At 59.4% G+C, this 23772-nt stretch carries 22 protein-coding genes and 5 pseudogenes; 17 read left to right on the plus strand and 10 right to left on the minus strand.

The window, feature by feature from the left end:
- Window positions 1-13: 13 nt before the first annotated feature.
- Complete coding sequence (locus IPK32_20240; GenBank protein MBK8094229.1) at window positions 14-802, minus strand: SDR family NAD(P)-dependent oxidoreductase; 789 nt, start codon at window positions 800-802, stop codon at window positions 14-16.
- A 136-nt stretch (window positions 803-938) separates the two neighbouring features.
- Between IPK32_20240 and IPK32_20245 the strand changes: the two genes are divergently transcribed.
- The 4 genes from IPK32_20245 to IPK32_20260 are packed head-to-tail and all read left to right on the plus strand — an operon-like array spanning window position 939 to window position 5156.
- The gene (locus IPK32_20245) at window positions 939-1802 is read left to right on the plus strand and encodes a hypothetical protein (protein ID MBK8094230.1); all 864 of its coding nucleotides are present in this window, start codon (window positions 939-941) and stop codon (window positions 1800-1802) included.
- A 5-nt stretch (window positions 1803-1807) separates the two neighbouring features.
- Entirely contained in the window at window positions 1808-3427 is a 1620-nt protein-coding gene (locus tag IPK32_20250) for an exo-alpha-sialidase (protein MBK8094231.1), read from the plus strand.
- A 6-nt stretch (window positions 3428-3433) separates the two neighbouring features.
- Complete coding sequence (locus tag IPK32_20255) at window positions 3434-4348, plus strand: hypothetical protein (protein MBK8094232.1); 915 nt, start codon at window positions 3434-3436, stop codon at window positions 4346-4348.
- Between the two features lie 13 nt (window positions 4349-4361).
- On the plus strand, window positions 4362-5156 hold the full coding sequence (locus IPK32_20260) for an alpha/beta hydrolase (protein ID MBK8094233.1): 795 nt from the start codon (window positions 4362-4364) through the stop codon (window positions 5154-5156).
- Window positions 5157-5273: 117 nt separating this feature from the next.
- Here the strand turns inward: IPK32_20260 and IPK32_20265 are convergent, their stop codons facing one another.
- The 4 genes from IPK32_20265 to IPK32_20280 form a co-directional block, all read right to left on the minus strand.
- Window positions 5274-5660: a type II toxin-antitoxin system VapC family toxin gene (locus tag IPK32_20265; GenBank protein MBK8094234.1), complete on the minus strand. Its 387-nt coding sequence runs from the start codon at window positions 5658-5660 to the stop codon at window positions 5274-5276.
- On the minus strand, window positions 5657-5872 hold the full coding sequence (locus IPK32_20270) for a DUF2281 domain-containing protein (GenBank protein MBK8094235.1): 216 nt from the start codon (window positions 5870-5872) through the stop codon (window positions 5657-5659). The genes IPK32_20265 and IPK32_20270 overlap by 4 nt, the downstream gene beginning before the upstream one ends.
- Window positions 5873-6483: 611 nt before the next feature.
- On the minus strand, window positions 6484-7512 hold the full coding sequence (locus IPK32_20275; GenBank protein ID MBK8094236.1) for an ISL3 family transposase: 1029 nt from the start codon (window positions 7510-7512) through the stop codon (window positions 6484-6486).
- A complete protein-coding gene (locus tag IPK32_20280) occupies window positions 7437-7715 on the minus strand; it encodes a transposase family protein (GenBank protein ID MBK8094237.1) in 279 nt (92 codons plus the stop codon). The genes IPK32_20275 and IPK32_20280 overlap by 76 nt, the downstream gene beginning before the upstream one ends.
- Window positions 7716-7795: 80 nt before the next feature.
- Between IPK32_20280 and IPK32_20285 the strand changes: the two genes are divergently transcribed.
- The 11 genes and pseudogenes from IPK32_20285 (at window position 7796) to IPK32_20335 (ending at window position 17569) form a co-directional block, all read left to right on the plus strand.
- Window positions 7796-8221: a hypothetical protein gene (locus IPK32_20285; GenBank protein ID MBK8094238.1), complete on the plus strand. Its 426-nt coding sequence runs from the start codon at window positions 7796-7798 to the stop codon at window positions 8219-8221.
- Between the two features lie 55 nt (window positions 8222-8276).
- Window positions 8277-8510, plus strand: a complete 234-nt coding sequence (locus tag IPK32_20290) for a hypothetical protein (protein MBK8094239.1) — start codon at window positions 8277-8279, stop codon at window positions 8508-8510.
- A gap of 340 nt (window positions 8511-8850) precedes the next feature.
- Window positions 8851-11949 carry a DUF4838 domain-containing protein gene (locus IPK32_20295; GenBank protein ID MBK8094240.1) on the plus strand — a complete coding sequence of 1033 codons (3099 nt, stop codon included), beginning with the start codon at window positions 8851-8853 and terminating at the stop codon, window positions 11947-11949.
- Between the two features lie 66 nt (window positions 11950-12015).
- On the plus strand, window positions 12016-12264 hold the full coding sequence (locus tag IPK32_20300; protein ID MBK8094241.1) for an AbrB/MazE/SpoVT family DNA-binding domain-containing protein: 249 nt from the start codon (window positions 12016-12018) through the stop codon (window positions 12262-12264).
- Entirely contained in the window at window positions 12261-12722 is a 462-nt protein-coding gene (locus tag IPK32_20305; protein ID MBK8094242.1) for a PIN domain-containing protein, read from the plus strand. Before IPK32_20300 ends, IPK32_20305 begins: the two co-directional genes overlap by 4 nt.
- A gap of 33 nt (window positions 12723-12755) precedes the next feature.
- Window positions 12756-12917: a hypothetical protein gene (locus tag IPK32_20310; GenBank protein ID MBK8094243.1), complete on the plus strand. Its 162-nt coding sequence runs from the start codon at window positions 12756-12758 to the stop codon at window positions 12915-12917.
- 133 nt (window positions 12918-13050) lie between these two features.
- The gene (locus IPK32_20315) at window positions 13051-13665 is read left to right on the plus strand and encodes a phytanoyl-CoA dioxygenase family protein (protein ID MBK8094244.1); all 615 of its coding nucleotides are present in this window, start codon (window positions 13051-13053) and stop codon (window positions 13663-13665) included.
- Window positions 13643-13807 (plus strand): hypothetical protein, encoded by a 165-nt coding sequence (locus tag IPK32_20320; protein MBK8094245.1) that lies wholly within the window; start codon window positions 13643-13645, stop codon window positions 13805-13807. Before IPK32_20315 ends, IPK32_20320 begins: the two co-directional genes overlap by 23 nt.
- A gap of 54 nt (window positions 13808-13861) precedes the next feature.
- Window positions 13862-15269: pseudogene (locus IPK32_20325) on the plus strand (sulfatase-like hydrolase/transferase).
- 10 nt (window positions 15270-15279) lie between these two features.
- Window positions 15280-16738, plus strand: a pseudogene (locus IPK32_20330) (sulfatase).
- Window positions 16739-16948: 210 nt separating this feature from the next.
- On the plus strand, window positions 16949-17569 hold the full coding sequence (locus tag IPK32_20335; protein ID MBK8094246.1) for a hypothetical protein: 621 nt from the start codon (window positions 16949-16951) through the stop codon (window positions 17567-17569).
- On the opposite strand, the pseudogene IPK32_20340 reads toward IPK32_20335, so the two are convergent.
- From IPK32_20340 to IPK32_20355, 4 genes and pseudogenes are all read right to left on the minus strand, one after another.
- A pseudogene (locus IPK32_20340) lies at window positions 17550-18988 on the minus strand (DUF1501 domain-containing protein). The gene IPK32_20335 and the pseudogene IPK32_20340 overlap by 20 nt on opposite strands.
- A gap of 341 nt (window positions 18989-19329) precedes the next feature.
- On the minus strand, window positions 19330-19518 hold the full coding sequence (locus tag IPK32_20345) for a MoaD/ThiS family protein (GenBank protein MBK8094247.1): 189 nt from the start codon (window positions 19516-19518) through the stop codon (window positions 19330-19332).
- A 94-nt stretch (window positions 19519-19612) separates the two neighbouring features.
- Window positions 19613-19930 (minus strand): hypothetical protein, encoded by a 318-nt coding sequence (locus IPK32_20350; protein MBK8094248.1) that lies wholly within the window; start codon window positions 19928-19930, stop codon window positions 19613-19615.
- A gap of 29 nt (window positions 19931-19959) precedes the next feature.
- On the minus strand, window positions 19960-20124 hold the full coding sequence (locus IPK32_20355; GenBank protein MBK8094249.1) for a hypothetical protein: 165 nt from the start codon (window positions 20122-20124) through the stop codon (window positions 19960-19962).
- Window positions 20125-20145: 21 nt separating this feature from the next.
- Between IPK32_20355 and pdxH the strand changes: the two are divergent.
- A pseudogene (gene pdxH / locus IPK32_20360) lies at window positions 20146-20794 on the plus strand (pyridoxamine 5'-phosphate oxidase).
- A gap of 20 nt (window positions 20795-20814) precedes the next feature.
- Here the strand turns inward: pdxH and IPK32_20365 are convergent.
- Window positions 20815-22879, minus strand: a pseudogene (locus tag IPK32_20365) (ATP-dependent RecD-like DNA helicase).
- A gap of 499 nt (window positions 22880-23378) precedes the next feature.
- Here IPK32_20365 and IPK32_20370 point away from each other — a divergent pair.
- Window positions 23379-23606 carry a hypothetical protein gene (locus tag IPK32_20370; protein ID MBK8094250.1) on the plus strand — a complete coding sequence of 76 codons (228 nt, stop codon included), beginning with the start codon at window positions 23379-23381 and terminating at the stop codon, window positions 23604-23606.
- Window positions 23607-23772: the final 166 nt, after the last annotated feature.

Below are 23772 nucleotides of genomic sequence, written 5' to 3' on the forward strand. Positions count from 1 at the left end.
TGGTTTGAGATCGTTAATTCTTTTCGTCGCCTTCGGCGTTCACATAGCGGCCGATGATCGGATACTGCTCTAGCTCGGCCACGGTGCCGGTGACGGGGAAGCTTTCGCGACCGACCCAATACACCGCAGCGGCGGCGATGTCCTCGGGCATCAAAAGGCGGCCCATCGGCACGACTTGCGCGGGCAGACGCTCCGGCCAGCCTTCACCGAGCCCGTCGCCCAGCTTCACTTGGTATTCATTGTCCGAGAGCGTCCAGCCGACATTGAGCTGATTCACCCGCACGCGATCCATGCCGAGCGAGTCGGCCAGATTCCGCGTCATCGTCATGAGCGCTCCTTTGGACATCGAGTAGGCCAGCATATTGGCCTGACCGCAGTGAGCGAGCACGGAGCCGATGTTCAGCACGACGCCCTGGTTCTTCTTCAGCTCAGCAAACAAGGCCCGAATCAGCAGCATCGGCGCACGGGCATTCACGGCCATCATGCGATCAAAAAACGCAGCATCCGTCTCCGCGATGCGTCCCCGGCTAGTGATGGCCGCATTGTTCACCAGCGCATCGATACGGCCAAATGCAGCGAGTGCCTCTGCGGCCAATTTTGCGGGGAAATCCGCCTGTGCGAGGTCCCCCTGGCAAAAAGCAGCCCTGTCAGCTCCGAGCTCATTTCTCAAAGCCTCACCACGAGCCGCATCGCGACCATGCAAGATGACTTTCGCCCCCTCCTTCACAAATCGCCGCGCCATGTGCTCGCCGATGCCTGTGGTACTGCCAGTGATGAGGATGACTTGGTCTTGGAGTCGCATGGGGAGAGCTTTTTGGGGTTCGTAAAGCCATCTGCTATGGCGAGCCGCACTGCACTCTCAAGACCGTCTCTGCCGCTTTTTGTGACATTCACAGAGCGAAAGGTCACGTAGGTCTGCCCGTTTGCCTTCACTCCTCATGAATCTCCACACCCTCCGCCTCCTTCCAGCCCTCGCTGCCGCTTTCATCGCTCCTGCCATCACTCACGCAGAAATCGCTGTAAAGAGCGGTGAAAAGATCGCCTTCCTCGGTGACTCCATCACGCAACAAGGCTGGGGCAATCCCGCAGGCTATGTGAGGCTCGTCATCGCTGGATTAGCGGCCAATGGCGTCCAGGCCGAGCCCGTCCCCGCTGGCATCGGCGGCCATAAATCGGACCAAATGCTCGCCCGGCTCGACAAAGATGTGCTCAGCAAAAAACCGCAGTGGATGACCCTGAGCTGCGGTGTGAACGACGTGTGGCACGGCCCACGCGGCGTGCCGCTGGATGATGCCATGGCCAAAAACGGCACCTACGACGACAAGGTGGCCACACGCGGCACCTACAAGAAAAACATCACCGCCATCATCGACCAAGCGCAAGCTGCTGGCGTAAAGCCCGTGATGCTGACGGCCACCGTGATCCAAGAAAACCTCGCCAGCAAAGAAAACGGCCTCCTCGCGCCCTACAACGACTTCCTCCGCCAGCTTGCGAAGGATAAAAACGTGCCCATGGCCGATCTATACGCCCTGTTTGAAGAACGCATCAAAGCCGAAAACAAACCGAAGGCCAAAGTGCTCACCAGCGACGGCGTGCACATGAATACCGAAGGCAACAAGCTCATGGCCATCGGCGTGCTGAAGGCCTTCGGCCTCAGCGATGCTGAAATCGAGAAGGCGAAAGCCTCCTGGGCACCGCTGGAAGCCGCCGCAGTCGAATTTGCCAAAAAACAGGCCGAAGACCGCGCCAAAGCCGCCGCTGCGAAAGCCAAGGCAAAAGCCAAAACTGCACCCAAGAAATAACCATCATGCTCGCTCGACGCACGGTCCAGTTTTTCGCTCTTTTGGCCTCCATCGGCTCCTGGGCCCATGCAGACGACTCAGGCATCACTTGGCTGGTGAACTACGATGCCAAATCACTGCCGAGCGGAGAGTGGCAAGTCACTGGCACACCCAAAACCCAGCTCGAAACCGACGGGCTGCGCTTGAGCGATGACGGCAAAGAATTCGCGCACTTCCGCTCCGCGTTCAAACCGGAGGCGGATAGCGAAATCATCGTCGATGCCGTGGTGAAGGTGATCTCCACCACGGGCGGTGTGAAGGACAAAACCTCTGCCTCGCTGTGGCCGTGGCGTGATGGTGCGCCTGTGTCCGTGCTCGTCAGTGATGGCCGGCATCAGGAAGGGCTCGTGCTCTTTGCCAATCAAGCAGCGAGCCACACGGATCGCTTCATCCCGATGGACACGACGGGCCGCTTTCACGCCTACCGCCTCATCATTCGCGGCACGGACATGCAGATGTTTGTCGATGGCGTGAAGAAAGTGGAGGGCCAGGGAGCCTTCTGGAAGCCCGCCGACTCGCCGGAGGCCTTTATTCAATTCGGATCGAGCGCCAAGACCGCCACGGGCGAGGCGATCTGGCAGTCGGTGAAGCTCGGCACTCGCAAAGCGACCACCACTTTGCCAGCCGCACCTCTCAAGATCACCGTGAGCGAACCCTGGGAGATCAAGCGCGACGACATCCGCCAGACGCGGCCCTATCTCTACGACATGGGCAGCGGCCTGCTGCTCATGAGTGTGGCGCAGGGACCAGATGCTTTTTATGAGCCGTATGGCCTGCTCAAATCGACCGATGCAGGCAAGACATGGACGCCCATCCCCGGACTCGACAAGCTCGACACCACACCGCTGCCATGTCTGCGCCGTCCCGATGGAAAAATCCTCGCCATCTCACGCTGGACACGCACCCAGCCGGATGGACGCGTGGTCGGCAAAACCGTGCACCTCAACGCCGATGCGACGAGCTTTGAGATGATCGACAACGAGATCCAATTGCCCAAAGAATTCACCAATGAGGCCAAAGGCGATCAAATCATCTGCGAGCGCCATATTTGGAACGATGCCGACGGCGGCGCGACGATGGTCGTGTGGAGCCGCAAGGCCGTGAAGCTGCCCGATGGGCGCAACAACACCGTGCGCATGTCCCACCTCATGCGCAGCACCGATGAGGGCAAAACATGGACCTACTTCAGCACCATTGGCCCTGGTGGTGAGCCCGCCGTCTGCCGCCTCAGCGCCACCGAGCAAGTCGCCGTCATCCGTGGTGATCGGAATTCCTGCATGAAGCAGATGTTCTCCCACGACGCCGGTAAGACATGGTCAAAGCCCATCGAACTCGAAGTCGGCCGCGTCCTGCCCGATCTCTGCCTCATGAGCAATGGCGTCCTCGCCTGTAGCTACGGTCGCCCCGCGAGCTGCCTCATGTTCAGCCTCGATGGAGGCCAAACGTGGCCCCAGCATCACGTCATCTCCGACAAAGTCGGCTTCAACTACACCAGCATCCGCGAGATCAGCCCCGGCAAGCTCCTCTACATCCATGATGCTCCGAAAATGAATGCGATGATGATCGAAGTAGAGCCGCGTAAGTAGGACACCATGCTCTCTCACCTCAAACACCTCTCGGCCCTCCTATGCGTTTCCGCCATCCACGCGGCCACGCCCTTTGTGCCAAATCTCGGCCCCGAGCTACCTGCGATCACTGCGACCTGTGGTGAGGTGTCTCTGCTGCTGCGGCAGGCTTCACAGTGGACACCGGGCCGCATCGACTACCGTGGTCATGCGATGACGACCGAGCGCAGTGCCTACGGCACCGTGTTCTCATTTCCCGACTGCGGCTTCATCGGCACCGGTCATCTGGAAAACGAGCCCGAGCCGCTGCAATCGCTGACCTTCATCCTAGATGGAAAACCGCTCGAAAAACCCACCGCAGTGCTGAAAGGCCAGACCTTTCGTTTTGAGCGAAAATCCCGCATCCGTGACTTTGACCTCACCTGCCTCATTGAGCTAAAAAACGACCGCCTTTACGAAACCACCACTGTCCGCACCGCCAAGGCCGTGCCGCTGAAACTCGTGTATCACTTCATGCATGCTTGGGCACCCAGCGTGTCGGCTTTTTGCGCCGGAAGCGATGCCGCACCCGGCCAAAACCTCTCCGGACCTCTGAATGATGGCGATGACACGGCGCGGAAGTTTTTCATCAACCAGCGCATCGACTGGATGGCCGTCTTCGAGCCGAAAAGCAGCCAATTCGCCGTCTCACGCCTTCTTGCTGCGCCCGAGGCAGGCAGCCACATCGCGATGATCTGGAACGTGCCCGGCTCCTACCGCAAATTTTATCTGAAGTGCTTCGACAAAGCCACCGTCCCCGCCGGATTCGAAGGCACCTGGAGCATGGTGACTGCCTTCGGAGCCAGCGATGCCGCATGCTGGCAAAAGGCCGCTCAAGAGCTAAGCACCGCATTAATGCCATCTGGATCTGCGAAGGCCCCTGATGCGGTGATCAAACCCTGAGCACGCATCCCAGATGAAACACCTGCTTTGGTCAGGCAAACCGCCGCAGTTCCTGGAAAACGCCGCGCCGGAAGTCATCAAGGACAACCAGACCATCCAAAGCGTCTCCTTGCCGACGATCACGCCTTATCTGCCACCAGCGGAAAAGCGCAGCGGCATGGCCCTCGTCGTGTGCGCAGGTGGCGGCTATGGTGGTCACGCATGGAAGACGCACGTCGTGTATGCCGCTCAGGTCTTCAATCCCATGGGCATCGCCGTCATCGGTCTCAAATACCGCACGCGTCCGCCGCACAAACTCGACAATGCAGGCATTCAGGCCCTCACCTTGATCGATGCGAAACGCGCCATGCGCCTCGTCCGCCATCGCGCTGGTGAATGGGGCATCGATCCGGCGAAAATCGGTGTCGCTGGCTATTCCGCAGGCGCGAACCTCGCGATGAATCTCGCCGCGAACTTCGACCTCGGTGATCCGCAGGCCACCGATCCCATCGACCGCCTCAGCAGCCGTCCCGACTTCGCCGTGGGCCTCGGGACGTGGCATTGGCGGAAGCCGGAGAACCCTTTCGTCTTCAAAGCGAACTCGCCGCCCGTTTTTCTCGTCCACGCCACCACCGACAAGCCAGTCGAGATCGCCACGAACATCGTGGCCGACTTGAAGAAGCTCGGAGTCCCCGCCCGCCTCGATCTCCACGAAGAAGGCGGCCACGGCGTCGGCAATCTCATCCCCACCCGCGTACAACACAACTTCCCCGGCGCCCAGTGGCCGAAGATGCTCGTCGAGTGGCTGGAAACACTGGAGAAGAAGTAGCGTGCCGACCTGTCAAAGAATGCCGACTTTCTTTAGGCATGGCTCACGAAGTGTTAAGTTTTCGCCGATTCTTTTACATGTGAGCATCCGTCTCGGCCATTCGCAGGTGCCAACCGCTCACCACAGCAGCTTCACGCCATACGTCGCGAACTCGGAATCACAGCTCACCAAGGTCAGATCCTCCACCAGGGCTTGGGCGATCACCAAACGGTCAAAGGGGTCGTTGTGATGAAAAGGCAGCCGTCGATGCTCATGGAGATGCGGGACGAGGATGGGCAAAATCAAGATGCTCGAGGCGTCCAGACGAGCAGGAAAGAGTTGCTCGAAAGGCATTGGCAAGGTGAGCTTACCCAGCGAGTCCTTGATGCCGATCTCCCACAGAGTCGCAGGACTCACAAAGATTGTGTTCCGCACATCTTGGATGCATGAGAGCGCCTTGGCGCTTAGCTGACTGCTACCGGCCAGAAACCAAAGCAGTGTATGAGCATCCAGCAGCAGGTTCATGGCTGGTAGTCGGCAAAGGCTTCGAGCGGGGTATCAAAATCATCCGCCAGCTTGATGCCGGGAACGGACCCGAAACCTGGACGCGTCTTCGGTGCGGCTTGATGCTCATCTTTCGCCTTTCCCTTCAGAAAGTGCAGGTAGTGCAAGACCTCGCGCAGCAGCGGTTCCGGCAGCTGGGAGACTTCGGAGATGAGAAGTTGCTGTATCGACATGTCGCAGTTTTACCGCATCCCACGCCGCCTGCCAAGCTCGCTTTCAGGCCCTGGGTTGAGAGAATGCCCATGAACCCGGATTCGACAGAAGCATGGGGACAGGAGAATGGATTGGCCTGATTCTTTTGTCCCCATTCTTCTGTCGATGAGGCTCCGCTTGTTTTCTGAGTGGCTGGAAGGCCTGGAATGGTGAATCAGCGTGAGCTTGTGAGACTACTTGCCCTCACGACGATTAAGTAATCCCATGGCAACTATTCGAAAAGAGTTCACAGACATCCAGAAAGCCAAATTCTTTGCTCGAGACAGAGCTACTTGCTGTTTTTCCGGCGCGAACCTTTGGCTGCTTGATGCCCCACTGAGACCTGGCTATCAGAGAGATTGGGCAGATCACGTTCGGCCATCCGCACGAGGTGGAGCATCTAATGAAGAAAATGGAGTGTGCGCGTCGCATACCTTCAATGCAAAAAAGCGACACAACTCAGCAGATACAGCTTACCTATTCGAGCGAGGATTGCCCACCTCGCTTTATTTTGAAATATTTGGACCACTTTCATCAGCTCAATCTAAGCGTCTATATCGTCTCTCAAAGTTGATCACTGCTGACTGGTATTTTAACCGAGCGATCGGACTAATTTTGGGTTCATCCGGGAAGTTGGTGCGGCATTCAAGTGCCGGTGAGTATGTCTTTTGACTCGTGGAGCGCGTAGATGCGTAGGTGGAGGAAGTCCACATCGCGGTAGCCGTAGGCTAGGCGCGTGAGGCGGCCGATTTTGTTGTTGAGGCCCTCCATGATGCCGGAGCCTGATCGGATGGTCGAAGTAGCTGAGTATTTGCCGCGCGTGCGTCAGCATCGTGTTGGCGAGCTGCTTGAGCGGCCCGATGGCCGTGGCGTAGGCTTTGAGTATCCACTCTTGCAGATACTTTTGCGCTGCCTCCTTGCCCGGCTGGTTCCATAGCTGGCGTAGCTCCTCTTTGAGATAGTAGGCTTTGGAGAGCGGCTCGTTGTAGGCGAGGGCTTCCTCCAATTTCGGGCGCTTGTCCGGCGGCAGATTCTCCCTGCCGTAGAGCAGCAGGTAGCGCGTGCCTTTAATGAACTTCTGTCCGGTGAGCTCTAGTGTGCGCTGCAGACCGCGCCGTATCTCGTCGATCTTCTCGTTGGCGAGCTTGATGATGTGGAAGTGGTCGAAGACTAACGCAGCGTCAGGCAGGTGCTCGTTGATGGCGCTCCAGTAAGCTCCGCTCATGTCGCAGGCCACCGCCTCAATGTGGGCACCGCTGCGCCGCAGCCGCTCCCAGAAGCCCTCCAGGGCCTCCTTGCCGCGTCCTTTGCCCACCCAAAGCACGCGTCCGCTTTCCAGATCGACCACCAGGGTGACGTATTTGGCCTTCTTGCCAAGGTAGTTTTCGTCCACGCCGATGCGCCTGACTTCGCGCATTTCCACCTTCTCAAAGCGCCGTGCCAAATCGGCCTTCACAATGCTTTTGACCGTGTCCCAACCCAGGTGTGTGAAGCGTGCCACGTCTTGCAGGCTCATGAAGCGGCTCAGCTCGCAGACGAATCGAGCTAGGGCGCGGCTGTGGTGGCTGTAGGCGGGAGCAAAGGGGGGGAGTGCTCGAAGCTTTTGCCACAGCCCCGGCATTCGCATTTGGGCACCTCCACCACAAGCACCACCTCCTTCGGGCCGATGGGCAGGGTGTTGATGCGCCGCTGTCTTTTGCCGCGCCTCCAATACTCCCGCCCCTGGCAGTGCGGGCACTCAATGTGCTGATCCTTGACCGCTAGATGGAACTCCACCCGGCCCTCCACATACTTCGTGCTGCGATACTCGTATCCTTCGCGCACGCCAAACGCGTGATATAGCAAACTCTGGCTCATCCTGCCCTTTTGCCATCGTCACGCCCCCCTCCGCACCAACTTCCCGGATGAACCTAATTTTGCTCGCCTTCGATTACAGGGTTAGGCGAGATTGGTATGACGAAAGGCCAATTCGAGATGACAAGTATTGGCTCCGAGCAGCACTGCGAAAGCTGGTTGATTTTCAGAGTTTCCGTGAGGTCGAATCGCTTGAGTCTCGCGGTATCATTCATCAGCCCGACGAATTCCAGCAAGCCTGGCTTGAAATGCGTAACATCTCATCCGAGCGCGAACTGCTAAAAATCACCGAACCGCTTTTCCAAACCTATCGCGCCAATGCTTTCGCATGGGCAAAATATTTTCGGGATGCTGAAACAGCGAAACAGAGGCTTTCTGCGGTCAGGTTCGCAGAGCGAAGTGCCAAGGTAACCCGTGACACCCTCAAGTGTATCCGAACGGCCCATGAGCTAAGCCTCGCACTCGGCAAAAAATAGACTCATTCTTCGCCGCCTCAAAAGGCGGCTCCTTCCACACCGTATGCAGCAGTGAATGAAACTTACGCTGCTCATCCTCCTGACCTGCATGGCTCCCGCTTCGGCCCTCACCTTGCTCGACGCAGGCAAAACAGACTACCAGATCGTGTTGCCGGATGCGGTGCCGACTCCGGCCATCGACGCGAGTCTTCAGCAGACGGCGCGGCTGCTCCAGACGGCGTTTTGGCGAACAAGGCGGAGATCGCCATTTTGCGTGAAAAGGAGCGTGATGGGTCCAAACCGGCGTTGATGCTTGGGAACTCGGTTTTGGCGCAGAAGAGCGGTGTGGAGGTCATGAAGCTGCGGGATTGGAGTTATGCTTCGCGTCGTGAGGTTTTGTGACTTTTTAACCGCTAATTCGACGCTGACCTGACGCTAATCCCAAACCAAATATCAGCGTTAAATTAGCGTCATATAAGCGGTTTAGATTCCCCCGCCTTCATCTCATGGATTCACAAATCATGATGCAGAAGAATAGCGCCATTCTCCTGCCTTCATTCTTCTGCCAATAGACTCTTGGAAAATCACCTTTCACAGCATGTCCGTCCACCTGCCGTGTGTGAAACGCACTCGGCTCTCGTTTTGAAAGCATGGTTCGCCCCATTTTCTTTCTACTCCTCACCTCCTCAGCCATCGCCCAGCCCTTCCTCGTCGAAAACGGCCAGCCGCGTGCGGAGATCATCATCGCGGAAAAGCCTTCCCGCATGCAGCGAGTGGCGGCGCATGAGTTTCGGCAGCAGATCGAGAAGATCAGCGGCGCACGGCTGACCATCGTGACGAAGCCTTCGGGCCAAGCGGTGAAAGTTTTCATCGGCGAGAGCGAAAACTGCCCGGTGAAGGCAGAGGGCCTCAAGGATGGTGCGTATCGCATCGCGAGCGGGGCGGATTGGTTGGCCTTGATCGGCGATGATGCGGACTTCGAGCCGGTGGGGCCGTTTGCGCGGAACAATGGCGACATCCCGAGGGCGCAGGCGGAGTGGGAAAAAATCGTGGAGGCACCGTATGGCTTGCCGAATCCCGGTTTGTATAAACACCGGTCCAAAGTCACGCTGGATGGTGAGACGCTCGATGTTTGGGGTCTGGATGAACGCGGTAGCTTCAATGCGGTGACGGCGTTTTTGCAGAAGCTCGGTGCACGCTGGTATCTGCCGGGTGAACTCGGCGAGGTGCTGCCGAAGTTGAAAACGATCGAGCTTCCGAGGCTGGATGAAACGGTGAAGCCTGAGTTTGCGCTGCGGCAGTTCAACTTCCGCTTCGCGACCTGCGGGCCGGACACATCGCTATGGGCCATGCGGCTCGGCATTCGGAATGATGAGCGTCTGCAAATCGCTCATGGCATGGCGAACATGACGAATCGCCTGCCGGTGTTCGATGCACATCCCGAGTGGTTCGCGATCTACGGCGGCAAGCCCGATTTCAAGCCTGGCGACTCGAAGTGCCAGCTCTGCTACTCGAACGAAGAGCTCTTCCGCGAGACGGTGCGCAATGCGCGGGCGCAGCTCGACACCTTCCACTTTGAAAGCGTCTCCATCATGCCGCCCGATGGCTACACCTCCATTTGCCAATGCGAGAAGTGCAAAGGCAAGGACTCGCCCGAGCGCATCGAGCGCGGCCTGCTCAGTGACTATGTGTGGGACTTCGTCAATCGCGTGGCCAAGGAGGTCGGCAAAACGCATCCTCACGCGAAGGTGCTGAACTGTGCGTATGGCGTCTATATGCTGCCGCCGCTGAAGATCGACAAACTGGAGCCGAATGTGCTCGTGGGCATCGTCGGTGGGCGTCGGCCGATGAATAAAGCAGGCAACAAGGCCGAAGGCGAAGCCGCGCCGGAGGCGCTGCGTGCCGCATGGGCGAAGAAGACAAACAACCCGATCCTCAACTTCGAAAACTATCCGTTCACGGATCGCGGTTGGTATCTGCCCGCCTTTGCCTCGCAGTCGATGGGCGACACGGTGCTGGCCACCAAAGGATTGTCGCAGGGCGAGGATATCTGGCTCACGGTGCGGCAGGATTTTAATAAAGTCGGCATCGGCTTTAATCACTTCCTCGTCTATTTCACCGCCCGCGCCTACTGGCCCGGCTACGAGCCAGCGGCGGCGCTGCGCGAGTATTGCCGCCTCTTCTACGGCCCTGCGGAGAGCGAGATGCACACCTTTTTCACGCACTGTGAAGCCAACTGGAAGGTGATGGATGAAGACAAAGCGAAAGCCGACGAAGCGCTCGCCCTTTTTGAGAAAGCGAAAACGAAAGTCGATGCCGCGAGCGTGTTTGGCAAACGCATCGCCCTCATCGACGACTTCCTCAAAGGCCTGCGCATGAAGTCGCAGCAGCTCGGCCAGAAGCGCGGCCCCGTGCCCACCGTGCGACTCGTCGGTGATGCGAAGGGCGTCATCATCGATGGCAAACTCGATGATGAATACTGGCAAAACTGCCCCGTGGCGGCCACGGGTAAGTTCCGCGAGCTGCAGACAGGTCGCGTGCCCACTTTGGGCACGAGTTTCAAAGCGGGCTGGCAGGGCAGCAGTGTGTGTTTTGCGATTCGTTGTGATGAGCGCCGTGGTGAAAAGCTCAACATCACCACCACACGCGACGACGATCAGGCGCTATGGCATGGCGATGTCATCGAGATCGAGCTGGCTACGGAGACGCACTCCTATTACTCCATCGGCATCAGCCCCAGCGGCCACATCGTCGATCTGGATCGCGGAGCGCCGCGCAGTCAGTGGTTCACCTGGGATTCCAAGGCGGAAGTGGCCACGCACATCGCCGACGATCACTGGACCGTCGAGATCCGCATCCCCGTCACGCAGGATGAAAATGATCCGCTGCATCAAGTCATCGGCCGCAAACCCACGCAGAGCCTTCCCTGGCACATCAATCTCTGCCGCCAGCGCATTCGCGAGGATGGCCAAGAAGTCAGCGCCCTCTCGCCCACCAGCACGGAAGGCTTCCACGAGCCGATGAAGTTCGCCCATTTCTACGATGGTCGCTCGCACGTCTTCGATGCAGATCCCAGCGTGACCGACTTCGTGATCGGTTTCCGCAATGCCACGCAGCAGCGCAAAGCCGCTGGATTCCTCGCGCTCGCTCAAGGCGATAAGATCACCGACTTCCAAAAATCCGCTGCACTGGAGCAGGCGGCATTGCTCGACAAAGATGCGACCTACATCGACCAAATCCCCATCGAAGCCGTGCGCAAAACGGCGGAGATTCAACACCTGATGGCCAACTTCGACGCCGTCCAAATCATGGCAAAATACGGCAATGAAGACATCATGAAATGGCCTTTCTGGAAGCGTGGCGATGGTTTCCATGCCCGTGGCCGCGCCTACTTCGTCACCCATGACGGTGCCAAGGCCGAAGCCGACTTTAGCGCCGCTGTGGAGTGGATCAGTGATCCACGCGCACGCGACACCGCGATGCTGCGCCTGGGTCTGAATCGCGAAATGCATCTCCACGACGACGCGAAGACGCTCGCCGCCTATCAGGCCGTGATCGAGGGCAAAACACAGCTTAGCAGCTCCGATGATTTCTCCGCTCTTCTCGGAGTCTCGCGCCTACTGACCAAACTCGGTCGCTATGACGAAGCACTGGCCGCCTTGAACAAATCCAAACCCGACAAGCTACAAGGCATCTCGAAGACGAACGTCCTCAAGGCCATCGAAGCCGTGAAAGCCGCGAGGAAGTAGAGTTTGGCTTCTGGCAGGCAAACATTCCTCTCGCGTTTGGCTCTACCAAATGGTATAGACCACGTCATGAGTTCGAGAGCCAAGGTTTTCATGAATGGGCGCAGTCAGGCCATCCGGCTGCCGAAGGATTTCCGCTTCAGCGGAGGTGTGGTGACGCTTCGCCGGGTGCCGGAAGGCATTTTGATCACTGAGAGTGATCCCTGGGATGCCTGCGAAGAGGCCTGCCAGGGGCTTTCGGAGTCATTCTTCAAGACGGTGGAAGGCCGACGGAAGCAATTGAAGCTCGAAAAACGCGCCTGGAGCGATGACGCATGATCTACCTGCTCGACACCGACACCACGATCCTGATGATGCGCGGCTTGAGCATCCTGGAGCCGAAGTCTGAGAAACAACGCCAGAGGCAGGAAACAGGCAGGCGCATTCTGGCCAAGTGCCGGCAACATGCGGCTGAAGGTCATGTGATCGGTCTATCCGCCATCACGCTGGCTGAACTGGAATACGGAGCCTGCGGAGCAGATGACCCGACTGCCGAGCGGGCGCGGATGCAGCGCATCCTGGCTCCTTTTGCGAAGTTTGATTTCCAGGCAGGTGATCCGGCCCGGCGATACGGTGAGATCCGGAGCGAGTTGGAACTCAAAGGCAAATTGATCGGCCCAAACGATCTTTTGATCGCAGCTCATGCGATGGCTCTCTCGGCGAAACTGGTGACGCACAATCTCAACGAGTTCAAGCGCGTGCGGGGCCTGCCAAGTGAGAGCTGGTCTGTGGTTTAAGAATCACATGCCAGCAGCGTTCCCTCCGTCCACATGAAACGCCTTCTCTTTTCCCTGCTCCTCGCCACTGCGCTACGTGCTGAACCGGTACCGGACAAACTCGTGGTGCTCACGTTTGATGATTCGGTGGCGTGCCTGCCACGTTCTTCATCACGGATGGGTTTTGGGTTCCTCCTGGAAAAGACCATTGCATGACTTGGGAGCAGATCAAACATCGAGAAAGCCATCGAAGTCGTGAAAGCCGCGCGGAAGTAGCCATCTGCACTGTTAGCTGAGGCATCCATCCGAATCGGAGCCAGAGGTGGAGCACTCTTTTCGTAGATAGAGCATGAGCCCGCCATCCCTTCTCCCAAACAACTCTTCCACTTTGATCGATGACTATGAGCGGGATGGTGTCATTCGCGTGCCTAGCTTGTTCAGCAGCACGGAGGTGGCGGCGATCCGTCGTGAGCTGGAGCGCTTCATGCGTGATGATCTGCCATCGAAGCCTGTGGATGCACGCACGCTCGAGGCCGATGGCGAAACCGTGCGCAACCTGTGGCGATTGGAGGTGCATCATCCCGCTATGCTGCCGATGGTGGAGAAGCCGGAGATCATCGAGCTCGTTTCGAGGCTCGTGCATGGCGAGCCGCAGCTCGTCGGCGTGGAGACGTTCAATAAACCCGCACGGATCGGCTCTGGGGTGCCCTACCACCAGGACAATGCCTACTTTTGCCAGACTCCACCGGATATGCTGACCATCTGGATCGCGATGGACCCCGTGACGATGGAGAATGGCCCTGTGTACTATGTGCGTGGCTCTCAAAGGAATGGAATGCTGCCCACCAAGCCCTCTGGCGTGAAGGGGAACTCCATCGGTCTAGCAGAGGCACCCAGCGTGCCCCTGGAGGAGCAGTTCTGTGGCCTGCTGGAGCCGGGAGATGCGCTCATCCATCAGGTGTGAGACGATTCACCACTCTGCGCCGAATCGGAGTGACTTCCCGCGCCTGGGGCTGCTGCTCGTGTATCGTGGAAAGCACACGCAGACGGATGCTGCACTGAAAGCGGCCTACGCGGCGGCTGTCACTGCGACACCGCCAGCGTGATGCGCTGGCGCAATTCCGAGTGTTAGGTTGGTGAAGCCGTCGCGTTTGCTTGGGATGCTCAAAAGGCTCTTTCTCGTCCTCGCTCTCTGTCCGGTGCTGCATGCAGCACCTCCGAATTTCATCATGGTATTCATTGATGACATGGGCTGGGGCGACTTCTCGTGCTTTGGCAATCAAGAGGCGCAAACACCCAACATCGACCGCATCGCGGCCGAGGGTATCCGCTTTGAGCAGTTTCATGTGAACTCGCCCATCTGCTCGCCCTCACGCTGTGCGCTGACGACAGGGCAGTATCCGCAGCGGTGGCGCATCCACTCCTATCTGAACAATCGTGCGGACAATGCCCGGCGCGGTGTGGCAGACTGGCTCGATCCACAGGCTCCCACACTGGCCCGTGTGCTCCAGAGCCATGGCTACGCGACTGGCCACTTCGGGAAGTGGCACCTCGGTGGCCAGCGTGATGTCGCAGATGCGCCGCCGATCACGGCGTATGGCTTTGATGAGTCCCTGACGAACTTTGAGGGCATGGGAGCGAAGCTGCTGCCACTCACGCTCAAACCCGGCGATGCCGAACCGGGGAAAATCTGGGGCGATGCGGTGAATCTGGGCTCTCCCGTGACGTGGATGCAGCGCAGTGAGATCACGACGGGCTTTGTGGATGCGGCGCTGAAATTCATCGACCGAGCGCAGGCCGCGAAAAGCCATTTTTGTGAACCTTGGCCCGATGACGCATAGCCCGTGGTGGCCGCCGGTGGAGAAGTGGGGCAAAACAAAGCGTGAGATGTATCACGCCGTGCTGGAGGCCATGGATCGCCAGTTTGGCAAACTTTTCGATCACCTGCGCTCGGATGCTGCCTTGCGTGAAAACACGCTGTTGCTGATCTGCTCGGACAATGGCCCAGAGCCCGGCGCAGGCAGTGCGGGGCCATTCCGTGGCACGAAGACCACGCTTTACGAGGGCGGCACGCGTTCACCGCTGATCGTCTGGGGCCCGGGCCTCCATGAAAAGGCAGCCGCGGGCTCTGTGAATGCAGAATCCGTCTTTGCAGCCTTCGACATCGCGCCTTCGTTACTCTCCATCGCGCAGATCGAGCCCACAGACACGGACTTTGATGGTGAAGACATCTCCCCTGCCCTGCTCGGGCAAAAGCAAGTCTCGCGTGCCAAGCCGATCTTCTGGCGACGCCCACCAGATCGCAAAACCGCATCCGCGAAGCTCACCGAGCGTCTGCCGGATCTAGCGATGCGTGATGGACGCTGGAAGCTGCTGTGCGAATACGATGGCACGCAGCCACAGCTCTATGATTTGGCAAAAGATCGCGGCGAAAGGACCAATCTGGCCACTCAGCAGCCAGACACCGTGCTGCGCATGACGCAGCAGCTCCTCGCCTGGCACCGCTCCATGCCTGCGGACAATGGAGCCGCTCTGGGTGCAACCTCTGCCCCAGGAGCCAAGAAGTAATCCACGGCACATGCAGACTCTCTCCTTCTTCCCACGCGGCACGCTCACACTGCTGCTCTGCATCATCGGCACGGTGCTGTGTGAGGCCGCAGCGCCAGATGTCCTGCTCATCCTCGTCGATGATCTGAAGCCCGCGCTCGGCTGCTATGGCGATCCGCTGGCGAAGACGCCCACATCGACCGGCTGGCGGCGCGGGGGGATGCGCTTTGACATGGCGTATTGCAATCAGGCGGTGTGTGCGCCGTCACGCTTCACGCTGATGCTGGGTGCACACTCGACCACGACGGGCCTGTATGACCTGAGCAGTCGATTGAGGGCCAAACTGCCAGATGCTGTGACGCTGCCGCAGCACTTCGCGAAACACGGCGGCTACATCACCGAATCGATCGGCAAGGTCTTCCACATCGGCCATGGCAATCAGGGGTGATCCGCAGTCGTTCAGCGTCCCGCACTTCAAAGACAAGGTGATCGAGTATCTCGACCCTGCGAGCACGCAGGGCGGCCAGCTCACGCGGGAGGAGGCCTTGTTCACGAATCAAAAGCTCGACCGCATCCGTGATCTGCCGCGTGGAGCTGCCTTCGAGGCACCTGAGGCACCGGATGATGCCTACGCGGATGGTCGCGTGGCGGCAGAGACGATCAAACGGCTGCAAAAGGCCCAAAAGCCGTTTTTCATCGCAGCGGGCTTTGTGCGGCCGCATCTGCCATTCTGTGCTCCGAAGAAGTATTGGGACCTGCACGATGCGAAAGCGCTACCGATGCCCGTTTTTGAAAAAATGCCCGCTGGATCGCCCACCGTGGCAAAGAAGCGCGGCGGCGAGATCGTGGCGTATGCGCTGGATGAGCCCTTCGACCGTGAAACAGAAGCTCATCCACGGCTACTGCTCTTTGCCACGAGCTACGTGGATACGCAGATCGGCCGTGTGCTGGATGAAAGCTGGATCGACTAGGACTGGCGCAGGACACGATCATCGTGCTGTGGGGCGATCATGGCTTTCATCTGGGTGATCTGGGCATCTGGACGAAGCACACGAACTATGAGCAAGCGAACCGCATCCCACTGCTGATCATCGCACCTGGTGTGACGCAGGCTGGGAGCAGCACGCGGCAACTGGCAGAGAGTGTGGATGTCTTTCCCACTCTCGCTGAGCTGGCTGGACTGCCCGCGCCCGCTGGAGCACAGCGCATCGACGGAGTGAGCCTGGTGCCAGTGCTGCGTGATCCACAGGCCCGAGTGCGAGATCACGCGTTTCATTGTTTCCCAAAGCAAAAAATGGGCCGCGCTATCCGCACCGAGCGCTATCGGCTGGTGGAGTGGAAAAAAGCCGGTGCGGCACCTGAAACAGCGGAGCTAGAGCTTTATGACTATGCCCAGGACCCGCTGGGAGACGCGGAATCTCGCGGCAGAGCAGCCCGAGGTGGTGAAATCACTCCGCGCCATCCTCGCACGGCACCCGGAGGCACGTTGACAAGCGGCTCGCATCGCTCAAAGGGCAGCATGATCCGTGACGCGATTTGTTTCCTTCTCTGCGCAGTTACTTTGCAGGCCCAGAGCCTGCTGGACATCCATCTAGGCGGAAAAGCCGGCCAAGTCTATTCCGTGACGCAGTGGAAGAAGGACTGGCCGGGCTGCGAATTCGAGGATGGCGTGAAGGAAGGCCGCGTGACGCTGATACGGCATGGGCAGGAGCCCTGGCTGCGGGGTGCTCTATCCAGCCGGCAGTCACGGCTCAGACGCGGGTGGAGCAGGCTGGCGCTGCCCTTTTGGCCGTGTGGAGGCCGCCGAGCTGCGCTACACGGTGCAGTTCCAGGAAGCGTTCGACTTTGTCAAAGGCGGCAAGCTACCGGGGCTGTGCGGTGGCCCGAAAACGATCACCGGCGGAGATGCGGTGAATGGGCGTGATGGCTTCTCCGCACGCGTGATGTGGCGGCGTGATGGCCGTGGGCAGGCCTATGTGTATCACATGCACCAGCCATCGAAGTATGGGGATGAATTCGACTTCCCAGAGGCATTCCGCTTTGTGCCGGGAAAGCCGGTCGCTATCCGCATGCAGGTGGTGATGAATCATGCCGGACAGCGTGATGGCAGCCTGCGTGTGTGGGCCGATGATCAGCTCATGGTGGAGAAAAAGAACCTGCAATGGCGTGAGAGCGCGAGCTACGGCGTCGATTCGCTGCTGTTCAATACCTTCCACGGCGGCAGTGATGCGAGCTGGGCCCCATCACGCGATGTGGGCAGAGTTCAGCCGCTTTCAGGTCCAGAGGATGCCGTGAATCGCATCACGCCAGTAGCGCCTTGACCACCTCGCCACTGACATCGGTAAGGCGGTAATCACGGCCCTGGAAGCGGTAGGTGAGCTGCTCGTGATCAAAGCCGAGCTGGTGGAGCATGGTGGCGTGCAGATCCTGCACGGAGACGCGATTCTCCACGGCGGAGTAGCCGAATTCATCTGTCGCGCCGTACATTTGGCCACCTTTGATGCCGCCACCGGCCATCCACATGGTGAAGCCCTTCGGATGGTGATCGCGGCCCTTGCCATTCTCCGCCACGGGCGAGCGACCGAACTCACCACCCCAGACCACGAGCGTGCTGTCGAGCATGCCGCTGATTTTCAGATCATCGAGCAGCGCGGCGATGGGGCCATCCGTCTCGGCGCAGTGGAGGTCGTGGTTTTTTTTTCAGATCATCATGGGCATCCCAGGCCTTCGGGCCCTCATTGCCACCGCTATAGACCTGGACGAAGCGCACACCGCGCTCCACCAGCCGCCGTGCGAGTAGGCAATTCTTCCCAAAGTGTGAGGTGGTCTGGTGATCGAGGCCGTACATTTTGCGCACGCTTTCTGGCTCACTAGAGAGGTCGGTGCACTCGCTGGCACTCATCTGCATGCGAAAGGCGAGCTCGTAGGTGTTGATGCGGGCGGCGAGCTGTGTCTCTGCCGGGTTTGCAGCGGCGAATTCGGTGTTCCACTGCTTCAGCAAGTCCAGGCGTGCACGCTGCTGCGCACGCGACGCCTTTCGGCGCGTGAGGTAGGCGATGGGCTCACCGGTGCTGCGGAAGGGCACGCCTTGATACGCTGCTGGCATGAAGCCGTTCGACCAATTCAGCGCTCCATTCACCGGTGCACCCTGATGATCCAGGAGCACGACAAAGGCAGGCAGATTCTCACTTTCACTGCCTAGGCCATACGTCACCCAGGAGCCCATGCACGGCCTGCCAGGTAGGATGAAGCCGGTATTCATCTGGAAGATGGCGGGGCCGTGGTTGCTGCTCTGCGTGCATGCTGCGGATCACGCAGAGATCATCGGCATGCCGCGCCAGATTCGGAAACGTCTCCGCCATGTCGATGCCGGCCTGTCCATGCTTCGCAAAGCGGTAGTAGCTCTGCATGGCGACATTTTTAGTCTTTCGGCCCATGAAGGCATCCTCGGGCTTCCACACGGGGATGGCTTTGCCGTGCCATTTGGCCAGCTCGGGTTTCGGATCGAACAAATCGACGTGCGACGGCCCGCCATACATGAAGAGGAAGATCACCGATTTCGCCTTGGGAGCGAAATGGGGCATCCGTGGTGCCAGCGGATTCGCTGGGCTGAGCACTCCCTCTGCACCCAGCAGGGATTGCAGCGCCAGTGAACCGAATCCGGCCCCGGCCTGCTGTAAAATCTGACGTCGAGTGAGTGCGTGCATGTTTGCAGTAGAACAACGCCAGCGCTTCGGCATCCTTGCTGGTATGTCCTTCGCCGCAGTCATCTGCTGGATGACTACCTGCCACTTGCAGATGAATGGGGCCTATGGGAAAATGCAGTGCCGCCACTGCGACAGGTCGCTGACAGCAGCGCCTACACTTCAGACCAACTCCGAGCCATGCTCACTCCATCCACGCTCCAGGAAGCTCCGCCCCGCGAAATGTCGGAGATGGTCCGTATCGGACTCGAGGCCAGCCGAGTCGCCACGGCGAAGATGTTGGATTACTACAAGCGCATGGGCATCCGCGTCACGCCGCAGATGACGCTGGCACCAGAACCTGTGCGCAAAAGCGGGGCCGCCGCGCCTGATGGACCTCACCCGCCCTGCACGGGCGGCATGATCGCCACCTCCGCGCCTTCATGCAGTGTGGCATCACGCTTCACATACGTTTGATCGAGAGCGAGGAGCACGCTGCCATCCCACTCACGCAGTCGCGGCCAGCGCTGATAGAGGTTTTCCAGCAAATCGGCCATCCGCATGCCCTGGGGGCACTCCAGCGGCATCTCAGCCACATTGTGATGTCCCGAGGACAGAAAAAAACAGCACTCGCACAGTCATGTCGGTCACGCAGGGTTCAGAATGCCGATGCAGGGCAGATTACGGAAGCGGCCCTGGTAATCCATGCCGTATCCGACGACGAACTCGTCCTCGATCTCGAAGCCGATGTCCTCCGGCGACCTCACACACACGCTCGCGCTTTTTGGCCAGCAGCACGGCTGTGCGCAGCGTCGTGGGATTTTGCGCGGCGATTTTCCCCCGCAGCACACTCAGTGTGAGGCCGGTATCGAGGATGTCATCGAGCAGCAGCACGTCTTGGTCACGGAAATCGAGCCCCGGTGGCCAGTTCATCTGAACCTCACCGCTGCTGGAGGTGCCACCATGATAACTGCTCGCGCTCAGTGTGTAGAGCCGCACAGGCACCTCCAGATGCCGCAGCAGATCTGCTACAAGAACAGGGAGCCATCCATCAGCGCCAGTACGCTCACGGTTTTGCCCGCGTAGGCGGCATTCAGCGTCCCAGCCATCGCGGCGACACGTGTCTGGATTTGCTCTGCGGAGAGCAAAATACGTTCAAGATCCGCTAAAACTCCGGTGACAGGCGATGGCATGGTGTGCTCCTTTATAACGCGATGTCCACCCCTGACAAACTCAACCTCCAAGACCTCCGCGTCAGCTACGATCTGGATACCCTGACGGAACAGAACACGCCTGCTGATCCCGTGGAGCTTTTTCAGCTCTGGTTTCATGATGCGCTAGCCCACCAGCTCCCAGAGCCGAATGCCATGCAGCTCGCTACCGCCACAGCGGATGGCATGCCGAATGTGCGCACCGTTTTGCTCAAAGGCATCGACGCACGAGGCTTTCAGTTTTTCACGAACTACGAAAGCGCCAAAGGCCGCGAGCTGGCCGCCAATCCCCGCGCCGCAGCCTGCTTCCTATGGAATGAGCGGCACCGCCAGGCCATCGTGCGCGGCACTGTGAGCAAGCTGCCGCATGAGGAGGCGCAGGCCTACTTCGCCACGCGACCGCAGGGGCACCAGATCGGTGCCTGGGCCTCCGCGCAGAGCCAGATCATCCTGACCGCCAGTGGCTGGAGGCCGCGCTGCGGAGTTCACAGCCAAATTCGGCCAAGAGGTGCCCTGCCCGCCTTTTTGGGGCGGATACACGCTGCTGCCGAGTGAGATCGAGTTCTGGCAAGGCCGCACGAGCCGCCTGCATGATCGCCTTCTCTACATCCGTGAAAATGGAGCCTGGGTGAAGAAGCGCGTGAGTCCATGAGTCCCCGCAAAAAAGTAGCCTCACAGCAGCTCACGCAGCCCGGTGTGTGGCGTTTGCGGCTTTCTTGGCGGCTGACGGCCAAAGCGAGCGCTTTGTCATCGCCGACGAGGATGCAGAGGCGCTTCGCACGGGTGATGGCGGTGTAGATGAGGCTGCGCTCGAGCAGGACGTAGTGCTGCGTGCTCACGGGGATGATGACGCAGGGGAATTCGCTGCCTTGGCTCTTATGAATGGTCAAAGCGTAGGCGAGTTGGTTGAACCATCGAGCTCGCCGCCGGGTTCGTAGGCGACGAGGCGGTCGGCTTCATAGCGCACCTGCACTTTGGAGTGGGTCGGTGTCGATGGAGGCGATGTGGCCGATGTCGCCGTTGAAGACGTCTTTGTCGTAGTTGTTGGCGGTTTGGATGACTTTGTCGCCGACGCGGAAGGTGGTCTGAAAGCGCTCGATCTCGAATTTCAGCTCATTGGGCGGATTGAGGGCGAGTTGCAGGGCTTCATTGAGCGACTGCGTGCCGAGCAGGTGGCGATTCATCGGCGTGAGCACCTGGATGTCGCGGATGGGGTCAAAACCATAGCGATTCGGCAGTCGTGTGTGGGCGAGCTGCACGATGGTGGCGCGGATGTCGTCGGGCGTGGCGGCTTCGAGGAAAAAGAAGTCGCTGTTCTTCACCGGCCACAGCTCCGGCACCTGACCGCGATTGATGGCATGCGCGGTGGTGATGATGCGGCTGGTGGCGGCCTGGCGGAAGATTTCCGTGAGTTTCACGCAGGGCACCGCGCCGCTGGCGATGAGGTCATTCAAAACCATGCCGGGGCCGACGGAGGGGAGCTGATCGGCATCACCCACGATGAGCAAGTGCGCTCCGCTCGGCAATGCGGCGAGGAACTGCGCCATGAGCGGTGCGTCGATCATGCTGGCCTCATCGAGCACGAAGAGGTTGCCGACGAGCGGCTTGCCACGGTGGCGTCCCCATTGGCCTTCGCCTTGGAATTCGAGCAGGCGGTGCATCGTCTTCGCCTCCATGCCGGTGCTTTCGCTGAGGCGCTTCGCCGCACGGCCTGTCGGCGCGGCGAGCACGAGCTTCACGCCTTTGCTGTCCAAAATCATGAGGATGCTGCGCAGGATCGTCGTCTTGCCCACGCCGGGTCCGCCGGTGATGATGAGCATGCGGTGCTTCAAAGCCTCCCGCACGGCCTGCTGCTGGCTGGGAGCGAGTTCTTTGCCGGTTTTTTTCATAACCCAGGTAAAAGCGGCCTCCACGTCGATCGGGGGATAGTCCAGCGGGCAATGGGGCGAGTGACTTCACATTCGCGGCGATGCTTTGCTCAGCGGCGCGGAGCTTGGGCAGGTAAAAAGTCGCCATGACGCTCGATTTGGCTTTCGGCGATCAGGGCCTCGATCTGCGGTGGGACGAGCGCATCCGCCTGGAGCAGCGCGATGGCTTTTTCGGCCAATTTGGCCTCTGGGAAGCAGCAGTGGCCACTTTGGGCCGCTGTTTCCAAAACATGCAAAATGGCCGCTTTGATTCGCTGCGGGGCATCTGCGGCCACTCCGAGCTGGTAGGCGATGTCATCCGCCGTTTTGAAGCCGATGCCGCGAATGTCCTGCGCCAGCCGATACGGGTTTTCCTTCAAGATGGCCTGCGCTTCAGCACCGTAAGTCTTGTAGATGCGCAGCGCACGGGCGGAGCTGATGCCGTGCTGGTGGAGGAAGAGCATGAGGCCGTGAACGGCCTTTTGCGTCATCCACGACTCGCGGATTTCGACGCGTCGTTTTTGGCCCACGCCTTCCACGTCCTCCAGCCGCTTCGAGTCGTTTTCGATGATCTCAAACACCTTCGGGCCGAATTTTTCGACGATGCGCTTCGCATACGCCGGGCCGATGCCGTCGATCAAACCGCTGCCGAGGTAGCGCTCGATGCCGTTGAGCGAATCGGGCCTTTTCAGCTTCAATTCATCCGCTTTGAACTGCGGCCCGAAGTCGCGATTCGGCTCCCAGGTGCCGCGTGCTTCAAATTCCTCGCCCGTGACGACACGCGGTGCTTTGCCGAGCAGGCTGACGGTGTCGCGTTTGCCCTCCGGCATCACTTTGAGGATGCAGTAGCCGTTGTCCTCATTGTGAAACACCACGCGCTCCACGAATCCGCGAAGGACTTCGGATTTGGTGGTTGGGGCGTGGTGGCGGCATATGCGGAAAGATAGGCCGTGCCATGAAGGGCTCGCAACAAGAAGACTCACGGCACCGCGCGTGCAGCAGAACGGCGCGGCATACGCCGCAAATTTTGAACGATAAGACCCTGCGGAGCAGAACAGACCGGACGTTGCCACAGTGAAATCGGCACGTTACTCTGTCGGCCGCCCGCTCGCTCCATCATGAAATCGTCCACTTTGCTCCGCCACCTCTGCCCTGCTTGCCTGCATGCTGCTGGGCGCATGTACCTCCTCCACCATGGACTCCGTCCCTGATGAAGCAAAACTGGAATCGGTATAAGAACGCCGCACGCAGCAGCTTCCAGGGTGAGTATGCACGCCTCATCACCGAGCGTGACTCGGGTTTTCTCACACAGGCACACACAGTGAGCAGGTGAACCGCCTGGAGGAGCGGGTGGTGCAGAAAGCGCACACCCTGGCCTGGGAGTCACACCAGATGGCCGAGCTGGAGCGAGCCGCCCAGGGAGTGCCCACCCCAGCGGCACCCCAGATGCTCAATGCTCCGAGTGCCATGCGCGGCGGTGCAGGCGGATCATCGAACTACCGCCTCGCTCAATCAATACAACAACACGAGCGGGTCTCGGCGGCGCTAGCTCGATGACCAGCAGCCAGCTCAATACAGGCGGGAGCTATAATGGTAGCGGGGCACTTTCCACGCCCAACTACCCTGGCAGCATTTACGACGGCAACCAGTGACGCACACGCTGGGAGAACAACGGCTTGTCAGCCATGCGCTGGCTCCGTAAAGCATGGCATCAATGCCTTTT

It is taken from the genome of Verrucomicrobiaceae bacterium, assembly GCA_016713035.1.
GTDB lineage: Bacteria > Verrucomicrobiota > Verrucomicrobiia > Verrucomicrobiales > Verrucomicrobiaceae > Prosthecobacter.